The following is a 21,328-nucleotide window of genomic DNA, read 5'->3' as shown; positions in this document are numbered from 1 at the left end:
ACTTAAACCATGCAAGTTGCAAGAAATGATCGAAAACAGCGTGCGTTATGCAATCCCCCAACGCCCACGGCCCGTGTGGACGCTGGCCGGCATGAAAGTTGTGTCAGTTTTGCCAAGATGAAGTTTAATTTAGGAAGCGTTCAGGCATTTCTTGGCAAAATGCCCCCACTTCTAGTGTGAATCGCTCACCAGGTAATCCTATGACCCGTATTTTGACCATCGAGGATGACGCCGTTACAGCCCGCGAGATCGTCGCCGAGCTGAGTAGCCATGGACTGGATGTAGATTGGGTGGACAACGGCCGTGAAGGCCTGGTCCGCGCTGTGAGTGGTGACTACGATCTGATCACCCTCGACCGTATGCTGCCGGAACTCGATGGCCTGGCCATCGTCACGACCCTGCGCACCATTGGCGTGTCGACGCCGATCCTGATGATCAGCGCCCTCTCCGATGTTGACGAGCGGGTACGCGGCCTGCGGGCCGGCGGCGATGACTACCTGACCAAGCCGTTTGCGTCCGACGAAATGGCCGCCCGCGTTGAAGTGCTGCTGCGGCGCAAAAGCACGGTGAAGGAGTTCGAAACCGCCCTGCGCGTGGCCGACCTCGAACTGAACCTGATCAGCCGCGAAGCCAGCCGCGCCGAACAGCCGCTGAGCCTGCTGCCCACCGAATACAAACTGCTCGAATTCCTGATGCGCAATACCGGGCAGATCCTGTCGCGCATGATGATCTTCGAAGAAGTCTGGGGTTATCACTTCGACCCGGGCACCAACCTGATCGACGTGCACATCGGTCGCCTGCGCAAAAAAATCGACCCGCCGGGCCTCACGCCGCTGATCCGCACGGTACGAGGTTCCGGTTATGTCATTGCTGAACCCCTCTAAAGGCTGGCGCTCCTCCAGCAGCCGCTTGCTGGCGCTTTACAGTTCGTTGTTCGTCGCCTGGAGCTGCATCCTCATGGGGGTGCTGTATTACGAGGTGTCGGGTTACCTGGGTGACCTGTCGCGTCACTCGCTGATGCAGCGTCAGCACCTGTTTCAACGCTTCGACGGTGAAGAACTGGTGGAAGCCCTGACCACCAGCATGACCTTCGACATGAAAGGCGTGGACGCCTACGGCCTGTTCGATGAGCAATTTCGCCCCTTGAGCGGGCCGATCCGCGCAGTGCCGCCGGACCTGCCGCTGGACGGCAAGATCCACGCCCTGGCCAACTGTGTCGACTCTGACGACCCGAAACTGCCCAAGGACAGCTGCGATGCGGTGGCCACCCACACCGAAGACGGCCGCTGGCTGGTACTCGTGCGCGCCAACGGTTCGCTGTTTGGCGTGACCCGGATCATCTGGCATGCGCTGCTGTGGGCACTCTCCCTGACGATTATTCCCGGTGCTGCCGGTTGGCATTTGTTACGCCGTCGCCCGCTGCGGCGCATTCGCGGGATTCAGGCCAGTGCCGAGGCCATCGTCGCCGGTGACCTGACGCACCGCCTGCCGTTGTCTGACCGACGCGACGAACTGGACATGCTCGCCGCCATCGTCAACGCCATGCTCGACCGCATTGAGAAGCTGATGAACGAGGTCAAGGGTGTGTGCGACAACATCGCCCACGACCTGCGCACGCCGCTGACGCGCTTGCGCGCGCAGCTCTACCGCATCAAACAAGAGGCAGAGGAAAACTCCGTCTACGCGGTGAAACTGGACGATGCGATTGCCGAAACCGATACGCTGATGGCGCGCTTTCGCGGGCTGTTGCGCATCTCGGAGCTGGAAGACCACCAGCGCCGTTCGGGTTTCCTGGTGATGGACCCGCTGCCGCTGTTGCGCGAACTGCATGACTTTTACCTGCCCCTGGCAGAAGAAGGCGAATTGCAGCTGCGCCTCGAAGTGCCCGACTCGCTGCCGTGGATTACCGGCGACCGCGCACTGTTGTTCGAAGCCTTGGCCAACCTGTTGAGCAACTCGATCAAGTTCTCGCCACCCAACGGTGAAGTGATCCTGCGTGGCGTCAATGATGCCGGCAGCACGCGGATCGAAGTGCACGACTCAGGCCCGGGCATCCCGGCAGCGGAGCGCGACGCGGTGTTCCAGCGTTTCTATCGCGTGGATGAAAGCGACCAGCAAGGCGGGTTCGGGTTGGGCTTGTCGATTGTCGCGGCGATCATCAACCTGCATGGGTTCAAGTTGGAAGTCGGCAACAGCCGATGCGGGGGCGCATGCCTGCTGCTGGAGTGTCGGCAGCAATTGATGCCTGAATAGTCAAAACACCCCAAAACAGTGTGGGAGCTGGCTTGCCTGCGATGGCGATGTATCAAGCAATTTGTTCATTGCCTGACACTCCGCCATCGCAGGCAAGCCAGCTCCCACATTGGACTTCGGTGCCTGGAAGGTCAGGCCGGGAAGTTGGCGCGCAGTGCCTCAAGCCCGCCGCTGTACACGCCGGCGAACAACTCCTCCACCGCCGCCTCCGTGGTCCCCGCCGCCGGGGTGAACACGCCGGACCACGTCACTTTCGCCGACGCATCGGTCAACGCCTCAACCTGCAACGTCGCCAGGTAAGCACTCACCGGAAACGGCGACTGCTCGATGGTGTAGCTGTAAGTGCGCGCCACGTTATCAAAGCTCTGCAAGCGCTCGACCACCACACCGCCGTCCGCGGTTTGCAAGTGACGCACACGCCCGCCGTCGCTCGCCTCGCTTTTGACGATAAACGGTAGCCAATCGGGCAGCGCGTTAAAGCCGCCAATCAATTGCCAGACCTGATCGGCCGAAACCGGAACCTCAATCACCGAAGAAGCTGTCGCCACAATAAATACTCCAAAAAAATTACAAGAATTCAGATCGCCATGCTGTCGACAACACCACCGTCGACGCGCAATGCAGCGCCCGTGGTTGCAGCAGACAAGGGTGAAGCAATGTACGCCACCAGGTTGGCCACTTCATCCACATTTGCCGCGCGCTGGATGATCGACGTGGGCCGCGCATTGCGCACAAACACGTCCGCCTCTTCCCGCGCACTGCGCCCGGACTTGGCGGTGGCGTCTTTAAGCATCTGCTCCAGGCCGTCGGTAAAGGTCGGCCCCGGCAGCACCGCATTGACCGTCACACCGGTGCCGGCCAGACGCTTCGCCAAACCATGGGAGACCGCCAGGTTGGCACTTTTGGTCACGCCGTAGTTGATCATGTCCGCCGGCGTTGCCACCCCGGATTCCGACGACAGGAAGATCACCCGCCCCCAGCCCTGCTCAACCATGCCCGGCACATAATGCCGCGCCAGGCGCACGCCGGAAATCACATTGACCTCGTAGAAGCGCGTCCATTCGCTGTCCGGTGCGTCGAAGAAATCCACATCGTTGAAGATGCCCAGGTTGTTGACCAGGATGTCGGCGCGCGGTTCGGCCGCAAAGAGTTTCTCTGCGCCTTGCGCTGTGCCGAGGTCCGCCACCAGCCCGCGCAGATCCGCGCCCGGCACTGCCTGACGAATGCTCGCCAGGGCGTCGTCAACCTTGCCCGCTTCCCGCCCGATCACCACCACAGTGGCGCCGGATTGCGCCAGGGCCTGGCTGATGCCCAGGCCGATCCCGGCAGTGCTGCCGCTGACGATGGCTACTTTGCCGCTTACATCGATTTTCATCTGAGAACTCCTGAAGTTAGCGCGGCAGCGGTGCGCTGGCCGAAATCAACTGTGCGTCGCGCAAGGCCTGCCAGAAGGCTGCCGGAATCTTCTCTGACAACGCCGCGACGTCTTCGGCAATCCGCCCCGGACGACTGGCACCCGGAATCACGGCGGCCACCGCCGGGTGGGCCAGGGAGAACTGCAGCGCTGCGGCTTTCACGCTCACGCCATACGCTTGGGCAATCGCCTTGATCTGCTCGACCTTGCTGATAATCGCCGGGCTGGCCTTCTGGTATTCGAAGTGCGCACCGCCCGCCAGGATGCCCGAGCTGTAGGGCCCACCGACGACGATTTCGACGTTCTGCGCCAGCGCGGCATCCATCAGGCGTTGCAGGGCACGCTCGTGGTCCAGCAGGGTGTAGCGGCCGGCGAGCAGGAAACCGTCGGGCTGCGCTTCGGTCAGGTCCAGCGTCAGTTCGCACGGCTCGACGCGGTTCACGCCCAGGCCCCAGGCCTTGATCACGCCTTCTTCACGCAAACGGGTCAGCACTTTGAAGGCGCCGGTGCGGGCCTGGTTGAAGTAGTCCAGCCACTGGTCGCCGTAGAAATCCTGGGCGATGTCGTGAATCCACACGATGTCCAGACGGTCGGTTTGCAGGCGCTTCAGGCTGTCTTCGATAGAGCGCAGCGTGGCGTCGGCGCTGTAGTCGTTGAGCATCTTGTTCGGGCGGCCTTGTTCGAACACACCGCTTTTTTCGCCGAGGTCGCGGGCGCTTTCTTCGACTTCGTCGAGAATCACGCGGCCGACTTTGGTGCTGAGCACAAAGTCATCGCGGTTGTACTGCGACAAGGCTTGGCCCAGGCGGATTTCCGACAACCCCGAGCCGTAGAACGGCGCGGTGTCGAAGTAACGCACGCCGCTGTTCCACGCAGCCTCGACGGTGGCCTGGGCTTCGTCTTCGGGAATGGCGCGGAACATGTTGCCCAGCGGTGCGGTGCCAAAGCCCAGTTGGCCAGGCAGTGTGTCTTTCAAGCTCATGGTGGTTCCTCAATCGGGTTCAGGGTCGCTGTGACCGTTGAGCCGATCCTAGATTGCGTAGATCGGACCGTCCAAGACATACTGCGACCAACTTGAGTCCTGCGAGGTCTTACATGATTGATCTGCGCCAACTGCGCTATTTCGAAGTCGTTGCCGAAGAAGAACACGTCGGCCGCGCCGCCGAGCGTTTGCACATCTCCCAGTCGCCCTTGAGCCGGCAGATCGCCCAGCTCGAAGAGCGTTTGGGCCTGACCCTGTTCGAACGCAGCCAGCAGCGCATCCGCCTGACGCGCGACGGCCAGACGTTTCTGGCCGAAACCAAGGCGCTGCTGACCCACGCCAATCGCCTGGAGTCCCTGGGCAAACGCTTGGGTCGCGGTGAAGAAGGCGGCCTGTGCATCGGCTATATCGAAAACGCGATGCATGCCGGCGTGCTGCCCAACGCCTTGCGCGTGTTGAGAGACGACCGCCCCACCGTGCACATCAAGCTGTACAACTTGCCGTCGCTCGAACAGCTCGAAGGCCTGCGCCAGCGCAGCCTGGATATCGCCCTGGTCAGCGAACCACCGGCCGCCGATGACCCGGACCTGACCGCGTTGCAAGTGCTGGACGACCCCATGCTGCTGGCCCTGCCTGAGCATCATCCGCTGGCCAAACACAACGAACTGCTGCCCGAACACCTGGCCGATCAGGAATGGATTGGCGTGCAACGCAAAGCCGGCGCCCACCCGGCTGATGACTTTGTCGCGGCCTGCATCCGGGCCGGGTTTACCCCGCAAATCCCGATGGAAGCCAGCGAACCGTTCACCGCGTTGGGCCTGGTGGCCTCGGGCTTGGGCGTGGCGATGGTGCAAAAAGGCTTGAGCCGCAATGCCCCGCCCGGCGTGGTGCTGCGTGAGCTGCCGTGGCTGACCTACACCACACCGTTGTGGGCGGCGTGGCATCGGATCAACCTGCGCCCGCTGGTGGAAACCTTCCGCAAAGTGCTCACCGAACCCCAAGGCTGATGGAGATCAAACAGGTGGGAGCGGGCTTGCTCGCGAATGCAATGAGTCAGTACCGAACAAGCCAACTGACACTGCGCTTTCGCGAGCAAGCCCGCTCCCACATTTGAATCGCGGCGCATCAGCTCACCCTCTCCCGCAGCCGGAACCACAACATCCCCAGCGCCAGCAGCGGTGAGCGCAAGGCCTTGCCGCCCGGAAACGTCATGTGCGGCACCTGGCTGAAAATGTCCAGGCCCTGGCTATGGCCGGCATGAATGGCTTCGGCCAAAAGCTTTGCGCACCAGTGGGTCACGTTCAGCCCATGCCCGGAATAGCCCTGGGCATAGAACACATTCGGGTATTGCTTGAGCTGCCCGACTTGCGGAAAACGATTGGCGGTGATGCCGATCTTGCCGCCCCACTGGAACTCGATGGCGGTGTTCGCCAGCTGTGGGAATACCTTGAGCAGCTTGGGTTGCATGTACGCGGCGATGTCCACCGGATCACGCCCGGAGTAGTGACAGGCACCGCCGAACAACAGACGCCGGTCGGCGGAAAGCCGGTAGTAATCCAGCCCGACTTTTTGGTCACACAGCGCCAGGTTCTGCGGGATCAATTGCTTGGCGACAGCCTCGGACAATGGTTCGGTGGCGATGATGTAGCTGCCCGCCGGCAGCACCTTGCCGCTCAAGCGTGGCTCCAGTTCGTCCAAGTGTGCGTTGCAGGCCAACACCAAACGCGCGGCGCGTACCGTGCCAGCGGCGCAGCGCACTTGCACGGTGTCGCCGTGGATCAGTTCGAGGACCTGGGTGCGCTCGAAAATCCGCACCCCCAGAGACTCGGCCACCTGCGCCTCGCCGAGTACCAAGTTCAGCGGGTGCAGGTGCCCAGAGCCCATGTCCACCAAGCCACCGGCATAGACCATCGAACCGACCACCTGCTGCATGTCCTGCGGTTCGACCAGCCGAGTTTCATGGGCATACCCAAGCGCCGCCAGGCTCTGCTGCTCGCCCTTGAACGCAGCGAATTGCGCCGTGGTATTGGCCAGCTCGCAAAAGCCCCAGCGCAGATCGCAGTCAATGCTGTGCTGACGAATGCGCTCGCCCACCAGCGCCACCGAATCAATCCCGGCCCGCTCCAGGTAACGCACGCCCTCCTCGCCCACGTACTTGGCGAACCCCGACACGTCATGGCCGATGCCGCGAATCAACTGCCCGCCGTTGCGCCCGCTGGCGCCCCAGCCGATGCGCCGGGCCTCCAGCAGAATCACCGAGAGCCCGCGCTGGGCCAGTTCGATGGCCGTATTGACCCCGGTAAAACCGCCGCCGATCACGCACACATCGGCGCTCAGGTCGGTGCCCAGCGATGGACGCTCAGGCATGGCATTGGCCGAAGCACGGTAATAGGACCGGGCGTGGTCACTGGATGAAATCATTTGTTGGTCTTCACTTTGCTCCAGGCGCGGGTCATCAGGCGCATGGTCGCCGGAGTCGGCGTGGTGGAAATGTAGAGTTTGTCGAGCACTTCCTGGGGCGGGTACACCTCAGGGTTGTTCACCAGTTCCGGCGCCATAAACGGCTTGGCGGCGGGGTTGGCATTGGCGTAGCCGACCGAGGCACTGACCTTGGCGATCACTTCGGGGTCGAGCAAATAGTTGATAAAGGCATGGGCCTCTTTCGGGTTGCTCGCGTCGGCCGGGATGGCCAGCAAGTCAAACCACAGGTTGGAGCCTTCCTTGGGAATCGAATAGGCGATATTCACGCCGTTCTTGGCTTCCTTGGCGCGGTTGGCGGCCTGGAACACGTCGCCGGAATACCCGAAGGCCACGCAGATATCGCCGTTGGCCAGATCCGAGATGTACTTGGAGGAATGGAAATACGTGATGTACGGCCGCAGGGTCAGCAGCTTGGCTTCGGCCTGTTTGTAGTCCTCGGGATTCTCGCTGCGCGGGTCCTTGCCCATGTAATTGAGGATCGCCGGGAACAGCTCGTCCGCCGAATCGAGGAAAGCCACGCCGCACTCGTGCAGCTTTTTGATGTTCTCGGGTTCGAACAGCACCGCCCACGAATCGATGTGGTCGATGCCCAGCACTTGCTTGACCTTGTCGACGTTGTAGCCGATGCCATTGGTGCCCCACAGGTACGGCACTGAGTGCGCGTTGCCCGGGTCGTTTTTCTCCAGCAGCTTGAGCAGTTTGGGGTCGAGGTTCTTGAAGTTGGGCAGCTGCGAGCGGTCGAGCTTGAGGAACGCGCCGGCCTTCACCTGGCGCGCCAGGAAGTGGTTGGACGGCACCACCACGTCATAGCCGGTGCGCCCCGCCAGCAACTTGCCCTCCAGGGTTTCGTTGGAATCGAACACGTCGTAGACCACCTTGATCCCGGTCTTGGCCTGGAAATCAGCCAAGGTGGTCTCACCGATATAGTCCGTCCAGTTATAGACGCTGACCGTCGGCGCGGCTTGGCTGGCACTGCTGAACGCGGCCACCAGGGCCAGCGGGAGAAGCTTTTTCACAAGACGCATATCGACACCCCTTTTGAGTTTTTTTAGACGCTCAACAGCAGGAACTCACGTTCCCAGGAACTGATCACCCGCTTGAAATTCTCATGTTCGGCGCGTTTGACCGCCACGTAGCCGCGCACGAACTTCTCGCCCAGGTACTGCTTGACCGTGTCGCAATCCTCCATCCGCGCCAGCGCGTCTTCGAGGGTGAACGGCAGGCGCAGGTTGCGGCGCTCGTAGGCGCGGCCTTCCACCGGGGCGCTGGGCTCGATCTTTTCGATCATGCCCAGGTAGCCGCACAACAAGCTGGCGGCAATTGCCAGGTACGGGTTGGCATCGGCGCCCGGCAAACGGTTCTCCACGCGCATCGCGTCGGGACTGGAAGTGGGCACGCGCAGGCCGACGGTGCGGTTTTCTTCGCCCCACTCCACATTCACCGGCGCCGAGGTGTCCGGCAGAAAGCGCCGGAACGAATTCACATTGGGCGCGAACATCGGCAGCAGCTTTGGGATGTACTTCTGCAACCCGCCGATGTGGTGCAAGAACAGCTGGCTCATCTTGCCGTCGGCATCGACAAACACCGGCTTGCCGGTGGCGATGTCCACCACGCTCTGGTGCAGATGCATCGCGCTGCCCGGCTCGTCGGCCACCGGCTTGGCCATGAAGGTGGCGGCCACGTTGTGCTTGAGCGCCGCTTCACGCAGCGTGCGTTTGAACACGGTGATCTGATCGGCCAGGTGCAGGGCATCGCCGTGGCGGAAGTTGATTTCCATCTGCGCCGGGCCGTCTTCGTGGATCAGCGTGTCGAGGTCCAGGCCCTGCAGCTCGCACCAGTCGTAGACGTCTTCGAACAGCGGATCGAATTCGTTGGCGGCGTCGATGGAAAATGACTGGCGGCCGGTTTCGGCGCGACCGGAGCGACCCACCGGGGTTTTCAACGGCAGGTCCGGGTCTTCGCAGCGCTGGGTCAGGTAGAACTCCATTTCCGGCGCCACAATCGGCTGCCAGCCTTGCTCGGCGTAAAGCTGCAGCACCTTTTTCAGCACGTTGCGCGGCGACAGCTCAATCGGGTTGCCCTGCTTGTCATAGGTGTCGTGGATCACAATCGCGGTGGGCTCGATAGCCCACGGCACCACGTACGTGGCGTTGGACACCGGGCGGCAGATCATGTCGATGTCGGCCGGGTCGAGCAGGTCGTAGTAGATATCGTCGTCGACAAAGTCCCCGGTCACCGTTTGCAGCAACACACTTTCCGGCAGGCGCATGCCTCGCTCATGCAGGAACTTGTTGGTGGGCGCAATCTTGCCGCGTGCGATGCCAGTCAAATCACTGATCACGCATTCGACTTCGGTAATCTTGTGTTCTTTCAGCCAGGCGGACAGCTGATCGAAGGGGGCGTTCATAAGGACCTCGTCATGGGTTGGATGCATGCGCCTGCTTGTACTCGCGGCGCATTGAGGTCTATCTTGATGCCGCCGCACGCCGGCATCTATCCACTTTGCACCAACCACAACGCACCAATAGAGTGCGCCCAGGTTACCCATGACACAGGCAACAGCTTTGCGCGTACAGGCTTTCACCACCGGTGATGTGGCCGCTCAATGCAGTGCGACACCCGGTTGGGTGCAGCAGTACCAGCAGATGTCCCCGGGGCATTTTGCCGGGCAGATCCGTTACCTCGACCTGCAAGGCGTGCAGGTGTACGAAGAGTGCATGAACACGCGCGTGGAGCAGAACTTCAACGCGCCGCCCGGTGCATTGGCGTTTTGTTTTGATGGCAGCGACAACGCGCTGTACCTGCTCAATGGCGAAAGCCGCAACACCTGGATCACCCCGGAAAACTACCGCGAAGTGGCCGTGGTGTTCGGCCCGCAGTTCGTGCAGCGCCAGGGCCTGGATGTGGCCCGACTTGAAGGCCTGTTCATGGCGCCGCTGACTTGCCAGCAGAACGCGCTGTTCACCCGCTGGCTCAGCGGCACCCTGACGCGGTTGTCCACCACACTCGACCCGATCAGCCGCGACGCCCTCACCCAGCAGTTGCTCGACGATTGCCTGTTCATCCTCGACAACGCCTGCGTGTGCCTGGACCGCAGCTCATTGCAGCGACGCAGCGACGAACGCCTGCTGATGGCGCGCATCGGCGAGTGGGCAGCGGATGCGCCGGATGAAACCGTCAACTTGCTGGAATTGGCGCAAATCGCCGGTGTGCCGCTGCGCCAGTTACAGCAAGGCTTCAAGACCTACACCGGAATGAGCCCGGCGCAGTGGTTGCGTCTGCGCCGGTTGAACGGGGCGCGGCGCGAGTTATTGACCTCAGCCGACACCACCGTGGCCGAGGTCGCGATGAACTGGTCGTTCTGGCATTTGGGGCGGTTTTCGAATAGCTACCGCGCATTGTTCAAGGAACTGCCCAGTGAAACCCTGAAGCGCTCCAGCTGAAAGGCGGGACGGCAGAACCATTCGCGATAACTTGTAAAACCCCGCACTTCCCCCTAGCTTATGCGCCCCCCCGTCCTGCGCTTTAAGGCCCTGCCCCCATGGTTTTGCGTTTTCGTCCTGCCGTTCACTCACGTTTTGCCCTCGGCCTGCTGCTCAGCGGCGGCATCGGTAGCAGCCTGGCGGCTGAAATAGAGCTGCCGGCGGTGAACGTCCAGGGCCAGGACGAGTCCGGCTACCGCAGTGAAACCGCATCGGTCGGCGGCTTCGATGAAGCGCCATTGCTGGACACCCCGGCCTCGATCACGGTGATCAACGCCGCGCTGATCAAGGACCAGCAAGCGCGACTGCTCAGCGAAGTGCTGCGCAACGATGCCTCGGTCGGCGACAGCTACGCACCGATTGGCTATTACGAAAACTTCGTGGTGCGCGGCTTCTCGCTCAATGCGGCAAGCAGCTACAAGATCAATGGTCGTACCGTCACCGGCGAGCAGAACGTCGCCCTCGAAAACAAGCAGCAAGTGGAAGTGCTCAAGGGCCTGGCCGGTGTGCAGAGCGGTATTGCCGAGCCCAGCGGTGTGATCAACTACGTGACCAAACGCCCGCAGGACGTGCGCTCGGTCACGGTGTCCACCGACGATCGCGGCAGCGGTTACATCGCCACCGATGTCGGCGGCTGGTTCGGCAGCGAGCAGCAGTTCGGCCTGCGCGCCAACGTGGCCCATGAAGACCTCAACAGCTATGTGGAGCACGCCAATGGCCAGCGCGATTTCGTGTCCCTGGCGTTCGACTGGACGATCAGCCCCGACGCCGTGCTGCAACTGGATGCGGAATACCAGAACAAGCAACAGCGTTCGGTGCCCGGTTATCAGTTGCTGGGCGGCACCGAGGTGCCCCACGATGCCTCGCCGAAAAAACTGCTGGGGCACCAGAGCGGTTCCAAACAGGTGGGCATCGACTCGCTGAACCTCAACGGCAAGTTCGAATACCGCTTCAGCGATCAATGGAAAGGCACTATCAGCGCCGCGCGCAGCAAGGTGGTGATTGATGACTACAGCGCGTTTGCCTGGGGCTGTTATGGCTCGACCAGCTGTAGTTCATCGAGCGTGCCCAACCATTTCAGCCCCGAAGGCAACTACGACGTCTACGACTATCGCAGCCCCGACGATACCCGCCGTGACGATGAAGTGCAGGCTGCAATGACCGGGCTGTTCGACACCGGCGGCCTGGGCCACGAGCTGACTGTGGGCAGCAGCGCGTTTCGCCGGGTGATCGACAAGCGCGAAGCGGTCAACGCGTACATCGGCAGCGGCAATATCAACGAAGACGCACCGACCTTCGCGCCCACCGACGAACCGCTGAAAGACAGCCACCGCAACCTCGACAGCCGCCAGTACGGGCTGTTCGTCACCGACCGCATTCGCTTCAACGAGCAATGGCAAACCATTCTTGGCGGCCGCGAAGTGCGCCTGGATGAAAAAGCCTATGACGATAATGGCAACCAGGCTCGCCACACCCAGCAATACGTGTTCCTTCCTCAAGCTTCGTTGATTTACAAACCAGTGGAAAACATCTCGCTGTACACCAGCTACAGCAAAGGCCTGTCGCTGGGCGGCACGGCGCCTTGGTTCGCTGAAAACGCCGACGAAACTCTGGCTCCAACCGTGTCACGGCAAATCGAAGCCGGCGTGAAATACGACTGGCGCCGAATTAGCTTCGCCGCCGCCGTATTCCAGACACATCAGGCCTATCAGTACGCCAAACCGGAAGATGGCAAGTTCACCTACGTGCAACAAGGCCAACAGAAAAATACCGGCCTGGAACTCTCCGCCAACGGCTGGGCCACCGACCGCCTGCAAATCGCAACCAGCGTGGCGGCGATTCGCGCGCGCGTGAGCAACAGCGGCACGCCGGAATACGAAGGTCATCAGGCGATCAACGTGCCCACGCTGCGCGCCAGCGTGTACGCCGACTATGCGTTGCCGTGGGTGAACGGTCTGGCGCTGCTCGGCGGTGTGCAATACAGCGCCAAGAAATACGCCAACCGCACCGGCAATGTTGAAGTGGGGGACTATGCAGTGGTCAATGTCGGCAGCCGCTACACCACCAACGTCGAGGGCTATGAAACCGTGTTTCGCCTGAGCGTCGACAACCTGTTCGACAAGCGTTACTGGCGCGACGCCGGCGAATACATGGGCGATGACTACCTGTTCCAGGGCGCGCCGCTGACGGCGCGCCTGAGTGCTTCGGTCAACTTCTGAACACCCGCGGCGCTGCCAGACACAGCGCCGCCACGCCACAGATCAACAGGCTCCAGCCCAGGTTCTGGGCCCAGGCCACCAGCCCAAGCCCGGCGCCGATCATCAAGTAATACAGCAAGCCGAACACTGCGGCGGCCGTGCCAAGCCGGTCGGGATAGCGCACCAGCGCGGCACCCAGCACATTCGGGATTGCCATGCCGAATGCCAGCACCACCAACAGCATCGGCCATACAAAAAGCCAGCTGTCTTGCAGCAGCACGACGAGCAAGCCCCCCAGTGCCGCTACGCCAGCGGCGCTCAGCACCAACTGCTCACCGTTCATGCCACGCTTAAGCAACCGCTTGTTCAGCCACGCCCCAAGCCCCGAACCCAGCGCCAGCAGCACGCCGCTGTAGCCGAACTCGGCAGCGGACAAACCCAGCCGCGCGAAGATAAACGGCCCCACGCTGTAATAGCCGAACAGCGCAATATTGAACGCCGCCACCAGGCCGACCGAGCGCCAAATGCCTGCGTCCCTGAGCATCAGGCCCAGCGTTTCGGGCAGCGACGCCGTCGACACTGAGGCAGGACGCGTCTCGGGCAAGGCCCACAGGCACCAGCCCCACAACGTCAGCGCCGCCAGCAGCAACCCGGCCAGCATGCCGCGATAACCGAAGTACGCCACCAGCGTCGCGCCACTGAACAAACCCAGCGCAGGACTCGCAGCCAGGGCGATGCCCATTATCGAAAACACCTGGGCCAACTGCGCACCGTGGAAGCGATCGCGCAGCACGGTTTGCGTCACCACCGAGGCGACCGCCGCACCAAACGCCGCCAGCGCCTGGGCCACTAACAAGGCATTGAACGTGGTCACACTCAAGGCCAGCACCGACGCCGCCACATACAGGGCCAATCCGGCCAACATCACCGGCCGCCGCCCCCAGCGATCACACAGCCGGCCCCACACCACCACCCCGAACGCGAACGCCAGGAAATACACCGACAGGGTCTGCCCTGCCCGTTCGGGCCCAACCGCAAACGCTTCGCCGATATCACCCAGGGCCGGGCTGTAAAGGGTCTGGGCCAATTGCGGAAACATCAGCAACGCCACACTCAGCACCAACAGGTTTTGCACGTTCATTGACGACTCCTTGGTATAAACAACGCCAGGAGTTTAAGGACCGGAAACTGGGGTATTATCCAAACTTCGTCATTTTATCGATCAAATCGGACAACCTATGGCCTGGCTTGCCGCCGACGCGTCTTTCGACCCCGACCGCTTCCCGGCGCCGGTCATCGGCATCGCCGCACTGCTCGGCGACCATGACTCCGGCCTGCATCGGCACCAGCGTGGGCAACTGTTGTTTACCCAACAGGGCTGCACCCGCATCACTTTGGACAACCAACTGTGCCTGCTGCCGCCCTCCCGCGCGGCATGGATCCCCTGCGGTGTGCCCCACCGCGCGGTGATGCACAAAACCGTGGATTACCGCTCTGTCTACCTGAGCGCGGCATTGGCTGATCAGTTGCCCAAACAGGTGCGGGTCATCGAAGTCAGCGCCTTGCTGCGGGCGGTGCTGGAACCCATGGCAATGGCGCCGTTCGAGACCGATTGGCACGCCGGCCGGCATGCCCATCTATTGGGGTTGTGCCTGGATGAAATCCGGCAGGCCGCCGAGCAACCGATGCTCCTGCCCTTGCCGCACGACAAGCGCCTGGCCCCGTTGCTGGCCGATCTCGACAGGTTGCCGCCAACGCTGCAAGTGCTGGAAAAACAGATTGGCGCCAGCACCAAAACCATCGGCCGGATTTTCCTGCGGGAAACCGGCGTGGGGTATCAGCAATGGCGCCAGCAGTGGCGCTTGATGCGGGTCATCGAACTGCTCGCCACCGGGCGCAGCCTGGGCTACTGCGCTTTCGCGCTGGGCTTTGCCAGTGACAGTGCGTTGATCGCCTTTTTCAAGGGCATGACCGGCACCACGCCACGCGGGTATTTCAAGTCAAGCTGAAGGCTTACTTGGGCATCTTGCGAAAGCCCACGGCCAGGCGGTTCCAGCTGTTGATGGTGGCGATGGCCACGCTCAAATCGACCTGCTCCTGAGCGCTGAACTCGGCGGCCAGCGCGTTGTAGTCTTCGTCTGCGGCGTGGGTCTGGCTGAGCAGGGTGAGGCTTTCGGCCCAGGCCAGGGCGGCACGCTCACGCGGGGTGAAAAACGGCGTTTCACGCCAGGCCGACAGGGTGTACAGGCGGCGCTCGGTTTCACCGCCCTTGCGGGCGTCGGCGGTGTGCATGTCGAGGCAGAAGGCGCAGCCGTTGATTTGCGAGACGCGCAGGCGCACCAGTTCCAGCAGCGGGAGTTCGAGGGACAGTTTGCCGACAGCGCCTTCCAGGGCGAGCATGGCTTTCATGGCGTCCGGGGAAGCGGTGTAGAAATCGGTACGGGTTTGCATGGTGATACTCCAGAACGGTGGGGATTGGTGGCCAGAGTAGTCACCGTGAGTGCCTGGAGAAATATCCAATTGCGGGGAAGATTGGGTGGCCAATGTGGCGCCCGTGCGGGAAGGTAAAACGATCAACCCGGCAACGGAATCACCCGCAGCCGCCTGACCGACTTGTACGAAAAACTCGAATAGATCTCCTTGACGCAGGGCAGCGTTTGCAACACCTCGCGCGCAAATTCCCCGAACGACTCGAGGTCCTTGGCCACCACCTCAAGCAAGAAGTCATAGCGCCCGGACACGTTATGGCACGCCACGATCTCGGGAATTTCCAACAACCGCTGCTCAAAGGCGCGCGCGATTTCCTGGGTATGACTTTCCATCATGATGCTCACAAACGCGGTCACCCCGTACCCCAGCGCCTTGGGCGACAGGATCGCCTGGTAGCCGCTGATCACCCCGCTCTCTTCCAGGCTGCGCACCCTACGCCAACACGGTGAGGTGGTCAGGGCCACGCGGTCAGCCAGCTCGGCCACCGTCAGCCGGGCATTGCCTTGCAACGCGTTTAACAGTGCTTTATCGGTGCGATCCAGACTCACGGGCATGATGTGCCTCTATTCATTGTTTTTATCGACGTTTCGACCCTTAAGCCGGGCATTTCCAGCAAATTTTGCAACGTTCATCTTTGGTTATGAGCATAGCATCGTAGGAAATAAGGAGCGTCCGGCATGAACAATAAACACAATGCATTCGGCTTTTCCACTCGCGCCATCCACCACGGCTATGACCCCAAGGACCACCATGGCGCCCTGGTGCCGCCGATCTATCTGTCTGCCACGTTTGCGTTCCCCACGGCTGAATACGGCGCTGCCTGTTTTGCCGGTGAAGCCAGCGGCCACTTCTATACGCGTATCTCCAACCCGACCCTGGCGCTGCTGGAATCGCGCATGGCCACCCTGGAAAACGGCGAGGCCGCCGTGGCGTTCAGCTCCGGCATGGGCGCGATTGCCGCGACGTTCTGGACCCTGCTGCGTCCGGGCGATGAGGTAATAGTCAGCCAGACCCTCTACGGCTGTACCTTCGCCCTGCTGCACCATGGCATCGGCGAATTCGGCATCAAGGTGCGCCACGTCGACCTGACCGACCTGGCCGCCTTGCGTGCGGCGCTTTCCCCCGCGACCCGCATGATCTACTGCGAGACGCCGGCCAACCCCAACCTGCGCCTGGTGGACATTGCGGCGGTCGCCGCGCTTGCCCACCAGCAGCCCAACGTTACCGTGGTGGTCGATAACACCTACTGCACGCCCTACCTGCAACGGCCTCTGGAACTGGGCGCCGACGTGGTGGTGCACTCGGCGACCAAATACCTCAGTGGCCATGGCGATATCACCGCCGGCATCGCCGTGAGCAACCAGGCCCTGGCGCAACGCATTCGCCTGCAAGGGCTCAAGGACCTGACCGGCGCGGTGATGTCACCGCAGGATGCGTCGTTGCTGATGCGCGGCCTCAAGACATTGGCCCTGCGCATGGACCGCCATTGCAGCAATGCCCTGGCGGTGGCCGAAGCGCTGCAGGCACACCCGGCCGTGCAGTGGGTGACCTACCCCGGGTTGCGCTCTTTCCCACAATACGAATTGGCGGCGCGGCAGATGAAGCAGTCCGGCGGCATGATCGCCTTTGAACTCAAGGGCGGCATTGCGAGCGGGCGCCGCTTCATGAACGCCCTCAACCTATTCACCCGTGCGGTCAGCCTGGGCGATGCCGAATCACTGGCCCAGCACCCGGCCAGCATGACCCACTCCACCTACACGCCCGAAGAACGTGCGCAACACGGCATCAGCGAAGGCCTGGTGCGTTTATCGGTCGGGTTGGAGGACATCGCCGACCTGCTGGAGGATATCCATCAAGCCCTTGCCAAGTGCACCCGCACCGTCGCGTCCCGCCGGGTCCTGGTAGAAGAGCACAGCGTGAAATAAGCCTTAGGCACCCAGTAACGCTTTCCTACAAGCGGTGGTCGGACTGGTCTGACCACCGTTATGCGTTTTTAATCTGATTTTTTCCAGATTGGATCCCCATGCTTTCGTCAGGCTGTACTAGCATAGGTGCTCGACGGGTGCATTATCACTGCAGATTATTCACCCTGGTTACCTTCTTAAATCCCGTCGCGATAAGGCTGAATACCTGCACTGGAAACTCATGGACGAATTGATGAACTCACACCTGTTCCCACATATAGGCAAGGTCATCGCCAGCACCGGCAGTCGCCATTTCCCACGCATGCTGCATGACCTCATCCTGACCCAACTGGCAGTGGACGCCACCCATATCACGCAATTGCGGGTCAGTGCCGAAGGCCACACCCGCCGCAGGATCAGCCCGGTCTACACCGATTCGGTAGCCGCCTTGGGTGAAGAACAACCCGCCGCCCAGCTGCACCTCACGCGCCGTAGGGACGACGTGCGCTATGTACTGTCGGTGTACCGCTCGCACCAGTCAGAAAGTTTTTCGCCGCAGGAACGCAGCATGCTGCAGGACTTCTCCACGCTGCTGCTGCCCATGGTCGAAAAACACATCACTGCGATCCAGCCTTGCCGCCCGACCAGCGAACCGGTGATGCCGGAAAACCAGGGCATCGAAACCCTGCGCCGGCGCATTGAAGAACGCCTGGTGCAATCGGGCCTGACGCTCTCCAACCGCGAACTCGAAGTGTGTGTCGGCCTGCTGGCCGGGCGCACTGCACCGCAATTGGCAGAGCAACTGGCACTCAAGGTCAACACCATCGAGAGCTACCTCAAGCGCGCGGCGATCAAGCTGGGCATCAGCGGGCGGCATTCGTTGTTGCGGTGGATGTACGCGACCGAGGAAGGCACGCTTACAACCCTGTGAATCACCCAAAAACCTGTGGGAGCTGGCGTGCCTGCTCCCACATCTGATAGTTGCCGTCAGTCCCTGGCCAACGCCTCAATCGGGTCCAGCCGCGCCGCATTCCTGGCCGGTACAAAGCCAAACACAATGCCGATCAGGGTCGAGCACGCAAACGCGGTAATGATCGAGCCCAGGGAAAACACCATTTCCCATTCCTTCACAAACAACGAAAACAGATAGCCGATCGCAAAGGACAACGAGATCCCGATCATCCCGCCGATCAAACACACCATCACCGCTTCCACCAGAAACTGCTGGCGGATGTCCGACTGGCGCGCGCCCACGGCCATGCGAATACCAATCTCGCGCGTGCGCTCGGTCACCGACACCAGCATGATGTTCATCACCCCGATACCGCCCACCAGCAACGAAATTACCGCGATCAGCGACAACAGCAGCGCCAGCGAGCGGCTGGTTTTCTGCACCGTTTGCATGATGCTGTCGAGGTTATTGGTGAAGAAATCCTTGGTGCCGTGACGTTGCAGCATGAGTTTATTGACGTTTTCTTCCACCACTTTGCTCGGCTGGCCGTCCTTGATGCGCACGGTGATGCTGTCCAGATGGCGCTGGCCCAACAGACGCCCCGCCGCCGTCTCATAAGGCACCCACACGTTCAGCGCCTTGCTGGCGGCGAACATGTTTTTGTTGTCGGCCGTTACACCAATCACCGTGCACGGCAGATTGCCGACCAGGACCACCTGGCCCAACGGGTCCACATTCGGTCCGAACAAGCGATGTCGGGTGTTGTGGTCGATCACCACCACCTGGGCCTGGCGCCGCGCGTCACTCTCGCTGAAGGCAATTCCGGCTTCCAGCTTCAACCCCTTCACTTTGAAGTAACGGTCGCTGACGCCATTGACCTGTGCATCCAGGTCGATATTGCCAAAGCGCAGCAGCAGGTTGCGGCCCACCACCGGCGTGGCGCTGTCGACGTAATACAGCTGGTTCAACGCCTCCACATCCGAGGGCATCAATGTTTCGATGGCAGATGCGCGGCTGTCACCAAAACTGGTGCCGGAAAAGATATCGATGGTGTTGCTGCCGATCGCCTGGATGTCTTTAAGCACATAACGCTTGGCGCCCTCACCGATGGCCGAGATCGACACCACCGAGGTGATGCCGATGACAATCCCGAGCATCGTCAGCAGGGTGCGCATGCGATGGGAAATCAACGCCACCCAGGCCATGTTGAATGCTTCCTTGAACAACCCCAGGCTCGCCACCAGGCGCCGTGCGCCGCTGCGCCGGGTCTCGATGGGCGCCTCGGCGGGCACCTCCAGGCCGACGCTGTCGTTGGCCTTGTCGCTGACAATCTCGCCGTCACACACCTCGACAATGCGCTGGGCATTGGCGGCCACCTTGGGGTCGTGGGTGACGATAATCACTGTGTGCCCGGCGGCGTGCAGCTCGGCAAGGATGCGCATCACCTCCTTGCCGCTGTGGGTGTCGAGGGCGCCGGTGGGTTCGTCGGCGAGAATCACTTCACCGCCGTTCATCAACGCGCGGGCGATACTCACCCGTTGTTGCTGGCCGCCGGAAAGCTGGCTCGGCCGGTGGCTGGTGTGCCCCGCCAGGCCAAGGCGGGTGAGCAAATCCCGGGCGCGGCTGTGGCGCTGCGTCTCTGGCGTGCCGGCGTAGATCGCCGGCATTTCCACGTTGTGCAAGGCGCTCAGGTGCGCGAGCAAATGGTAGCGCTGGAAGATAAAACCGAAGTAATCGCGGCGCAGTTCCGCCAGTTGCTCATCGCCGAGCGAGCGGGTTTCGATGCCATTGATTTTGTAGCTGCCGGCGGTGGCGTAGTCCAGACCGCCGAGGATGTTCATCAGGGTGGATTTACCCGAGCCCGAGGCGCCGATGATCGCGACCATTTCTCCGGCATGGATGGTCAAGTCGATGCCCTTGAGCGCGATGAATTCGCGCTCGCCGGCCATGAAACTGCGGGTGATGCCCTTGAGTTCCAACAGTGGCTGGGTCATGCGTCAGTTCCCCGCCACAACAGGCGTTGCGTCACCGATCACGACCTTATCGCCCTCGACCAGGCCGTCCAGAATCTGCACTTTGACGTTGTTGTTGATCCCGGTCTTCACATCCCGCGACACGGCTTTGCCCTTGGCATCCAGCACACGCAGCGAGTAGCTGCCATCGGCGTTGCGCGAGCCGAGTGCCGCCACCGGCACCATCAGCGCGGCCTGGGCGGTGTCGAGCACGATACGCACCTGAGCGGTCATGGCGATGCGCAGACGATGGTCAGGGTTGGGCACGTCGAACAGCGCGTTGTAGAACACCGCGGTGTTTTGCTTGGGCGTGCCGGCGGTCTGGGTTTCGAGGAAGTTCTGCGGCGCCGGCTCGGTCCCGCGCAGCTTGGCGTAGTAGCGCTTGTCGGCCTCGCCGAGGATGGTGAAATACACCTGCTGGCCGGGGCTGATGTGAATCACATCCGCCTCGGACACCTGGGCCTTGACGGTCATGGTGTCCAGGTCCGCAAGCTTGAGCAGCACTGGCGCCAGCTGGTTGGCGATCACGGTCTGGCCTTCCTGGGTGACGATGCCGACCACATCCCCGTCGATGGGCGCGACGATGCGGGTATAGGCCAGGTTGACCTTGGCGGTGTCGATCTGGATGTGCGCACTCTTGATCTGCGCATCCAGGGACAGCAGGTTGGCTTGCTGCACCTGGAAGGTGGATTGCGCGTCTTCAAAATCCTGACGCGACACCGACTCGTCGATCTGCAAGCCTTTGTAGCGCTCGTAGACAGACTTGGCCTGCTTGAGCTGCGCCGCCGTGGCGCGGCGCTGGGCCTGCAGGTTCTCTTCATCGACCTGGGCTTTGCGCAAGGTGTTTTGCAGGATCAGCGGGTCGATTTCGGCGAGCCATTGGCCTTTTTTGACCTTGTCACCAACCTTGACCTTGAGCGACTTCAACTGCCCCGAAACCTGGGCGCCGACGTCAACCTGTTTGATGCCTTCGAGCACGCCCGTGGCCAATACGGCATTTTCAATATCACCCCGTTCAGCCGTGGCGGTGAGGTATTGCGGCGTGTCGGCGGGCGCTTGCACCGTATACACGACAAGGCCGATGGCAACCGCCAATACCGCGAGCATTCCGAGTTTGCGAAACGTTGACTTATCCATAAATGACCATAAAAAAATGAAGA

Annotated in this window: 19 protein-coding genes; 8 read left to right on the top strand and 11 right to left on the bottom strand. The window is 61.7% G+C overall.

What is annotated here, in order from left to right:
* Window positions 1–200 precede the first annotated feature (200 nt).
* Entirely contained in the window at window positions 201–884 is a 684-nt protein-coding gene (locus ABWL43_RS12225; RefSeq protein WP_003219726.1) for a response regulator transcription factor, read from the top strand.
* Complete coding sequence (locus ABWL43_RS12220) at window positions 862–2,253, top strand: HAMP domain-containing sensor histidine kinase (RefSeq protein ID WP_145164627.1); 1,392 nt, start codon at window positions 862–864, stop codon at window positions 2,251–2,253. Before ABWL43_RS12225 ends, ABWL43_RS12220 begins: the two co-directional genes overlap by 23 nt.
* 131 nt (window positions 2,254–2,384) lie before the next feature.
* On the opposite strand, the gene ABWL43_RS12215 is transcribed toward ABWL43_RS12220, so the two are convergent.
* The 3 genes from ABWL43_RS12215 to ABWL43_RS12205 are packed head-to-tail and all read right to left on the bottom strand — an operon-like array spanning window position 2,385 to window position 4,649.
* Window positions 2,385–2,801: an SRPBCC family protein gene (locus tag ABWL43_RS12215; RefSeq protein ID WP_404487881.1), complete on the bottom strand. Its 417-nt coding sequence runs from the start codon at window positions 2,799–2,801 to the stop codon at window positions 2,385–2,387.
* 29 nt (window positions 2,802–2,830) lie between these two features.
* Complete coding sequence (locus ABWL43_RS12210) at window positions 2,831–3,628, bottom strand: SDR family NAD(P)-dependent oxidoreductase (protein WP_242197557.1); 798 nt, start codon at window positions 3,626–3,628, stop codon at window positions 2,831–2,833.
* A 16-nt stretch (window positions 3,629–3,644) separates the two neighbouring features.
* Complete coding sequence (locus tag ABWL43_RS12205) at window positions 3,645–4,649, bottom strand: aldo/keto reductase (protein WP_404487879.1); 1,005 nt, start codon at window positions 4,647–4,649, stop codon at window positions 3,645–3,647.
* A 113-nt stretch (window positions 4,650–4,762) separates the two neighbouring features.
* Here ABWL43_RS12205 and ABWL43_RS12200 point away from each other — a divergent pair, with 113 nt between their 5' ends.
* Window positions 4,763–5,656 carry a LysR substrate-binding domain-containing protein gene (locus ABWL43_RS12200; protein WP_145164635.1) on the top strand — a complete coding sequence of 298 codons (894 nt, stop codon included), beginning with the start codon at window positions 4,763–4,765 and terminating at the stop codon, window positions 5,654–5,656.
* Window positions 5,657–5,774: 118 nt separating this feature from the next.
* On the opposite strand, the gene ABWL43_RS12195 is transcribed toward ABWL43_RS12200, so the two are convergent.
* From ABWL43_RS12195 to ABWL43_RS12185, 3 genes are read right to left on the bottom strand one after another with little or no spacing between them, the layout of a single operon-like run.
* Window positions 5,775–7,070 carry an NAD(P)/FAD-dependent oxidoreductase gene (locus ABWL43_RS12195; RefSeq protein WP_404487877.1) on the bottom strand — a complete coding sequence of 432 codons (1,296 nt, stop codon included), beginning with the start codon at window positions 7,068–7,070 and terminating at the stop codon, window positions 5,775–5,777.
* Window positions 7,067–8,155, bottom strand: a complete 1,089-nt coding sequence (locus ABWL43_RS12190; RefSeq protein ID WP_145164639.1) for a polyamine ABC transporter substrate-binding protein — start codon at window positions 8,153–8,155, stop codon at window positions 7,067–7,069. The genes ABWL43_RS12195 and ABWL43_RS12190 overlap by 4 nt, the downstream gene beginning before the upstream one ends.
* Window positions 8,156–8,178: 23 nt before the next feature.
* Window positions 8,179–9,537: a glutamine synthetase family protein gene (locus ABWL43_RS12185; protein ID WP_404487875.1), complete on the bottom strand. Its 1,359-nt coding sequence runs from the start codon at window positions 9,535–9,537 to the stop codon at window positions 8,179–8,181.
* Between the two features lie 139 nt (window positions 9,538–9,676).
* Here ABWL43_RS12185 and ABWL43_RS12180 point away from each other — a divergent pair, with 139 nt between their 5' ends.
* Together ABWL43_RS12180 and ABWL43_RS12175 are read left to right on the top strand one after the other, a co-directional pair.
* Complete coding sequence (locus ABWL43_RS12180) at window positions 9,677–10,573, top strand: helix-turn-helix domain-containing protein (RefSeq protein WP_404487874.1); 897 nt, start codon at window positions 9,677–9,679, stop codon at window positions 10,571–10,573.
* Window positions 10,574–10,671: 98 nt separating this feature from the next.
* A complete protein-coding gene (locus tag ABWL43_RS12175) occupies window positions 10,672–12,831 on the top strand; it encodes a TonB-dependent siderophore receptor (protein ID WP_404487872.1) in 2,160 nt (719 codons plus the stop codon).
* On the opposite strand, the gene ABWL43_RS12170 is transcribed toward ABWL43_RS12175, so the two are convergent.
* Window positions 12,821–13,951, bottom strand: a complete 1,131-nt coding sequence (locus ABWL43_RS12170; protein WP_404487870.1) for an MFS transporter — start codon at window positions 13,949–13,951, stop codon at window positions 12,821–12,823. The genes ABWL43_RS12175 and ABWL43_RS12170 overlap by 11 nt on opposite strands.
* Before the next feature lie 97 nt (window positions 13,952–14,048).
* On the opposite strand from ABWL43_RS12170, the gene ABWL43_RS12165 reads away from it, so the two are divergent.
* Complete coding sequence (locus ABWL43_RS12165) at window positions 14,049–14,819, top strand: AraC family transcriptional regulator (RefSeq protein WP_404487868.1); 771 nt, start codon at window positions 14,049–14,051, stop codon at window positions 14,817–14,819.
* 4 nt (window positions 14,820–14,823) lie between these two features.
* Here the strand turns inward: ABWL43_RS12165 and ABWL43_RS12160 are convergent, their stop codons facing one another.
* A complete protein-coding gene (locus tag ABWL43_RS12160; RefSeq protein ID WP_262210229.1) occupies window positions 14,824–15,261 on the bottom strand; it encodes a carboxymuconolactone decarboxylase family protein in 438 nt (145 codons plus the stop codon).
* Window positions 15,262–15,383: 122 nt separating this feature from the next.
* Entirely contained in the window at window positions 15,384–15,854 is a 471-nt protein-coding gene (locus ABWL43_RS12155) for an Lrp/AsnC family transcriptional regulator (protein ID WP_106580315.1), read from the bottom strand.
* A gap of 123 nt (window positions 15,855–15,977) precedes the next feature.
* Between ABWL43_RS12155 and ABWL43_RS12150 the strand changes: the two genes are divergently transcribed.
* A complete protein-coding gene (locus ABWL43_RS12150) occupies window positions 15,978–17,225 on the top strand; it encodes a methionine gamma-lyase (RefSeq protein ID WP_404487866.1) in 1,248 nt (415 codons plus the stop codon).
* Between the two features lie 232 nt (window positions 17,226–17,457).
* On the top strand, window positions 17,458–18,135 hold the full coding sequence (locus ABWL43_RS12145) for a response regulator transcription factor (protein ID WP_262210235.1): 678 nt from the start codon (window positions 17,458–17,460) through the stop codon (window positions 18,133–18,135).
* Window positions 18,136–18,191: 56 nt separating this feature from the next.
* Here the strand turns inward: ABWL43_RS12145 and ABWL43_RS12140 are convergent, their stop codons facing one another.
* Together ABWL43_RS12140 and macA are read right to left on the bottom strand one after the other, a co-directional pair.
* On the bottom strand, window positions 18,192–20,150 hold the full coding sequence (locus tag ABWL43_RS12140) for a MacB family efflux pump subunit (RefSeq protein ID WP_404487864.1): 1,959 nt from the start codon (window positions 20,148–20,150) through the stop codon (window positions 18,192–18,194).
* 3 nt (window positions 20,151–20,153) lie between these two features.
* Window positions 20,154–21,305 (bottom strand): macrolide transporter subunit MacA, encoded by a 1,152-nt coding sequence (gene macA, locus ABWL43_RS12135; protein WP_404487862.1) that lies wholly within the window; start codon window positions 21,303–21,305, stop codon window positions 20,154–20,156.
* Window positions 21,306–21,328: the final 23 nt, after the last annotated feature.

The organism is Pseudomonas sp. HT11, from assembly GCF_044875395.1.
In the GTDB taxonomy this organism is placed as follows: Bacteria; Pseudomonadota; Gammaproteobacteria; order Pseudomonadales; family Pseudomonadaceae; genus Aquipseudomonas.
Note: the sequence above shows the minus strand (reverse complement) of the source record. Positions and strands in the feature narration are given on the sequence as shown.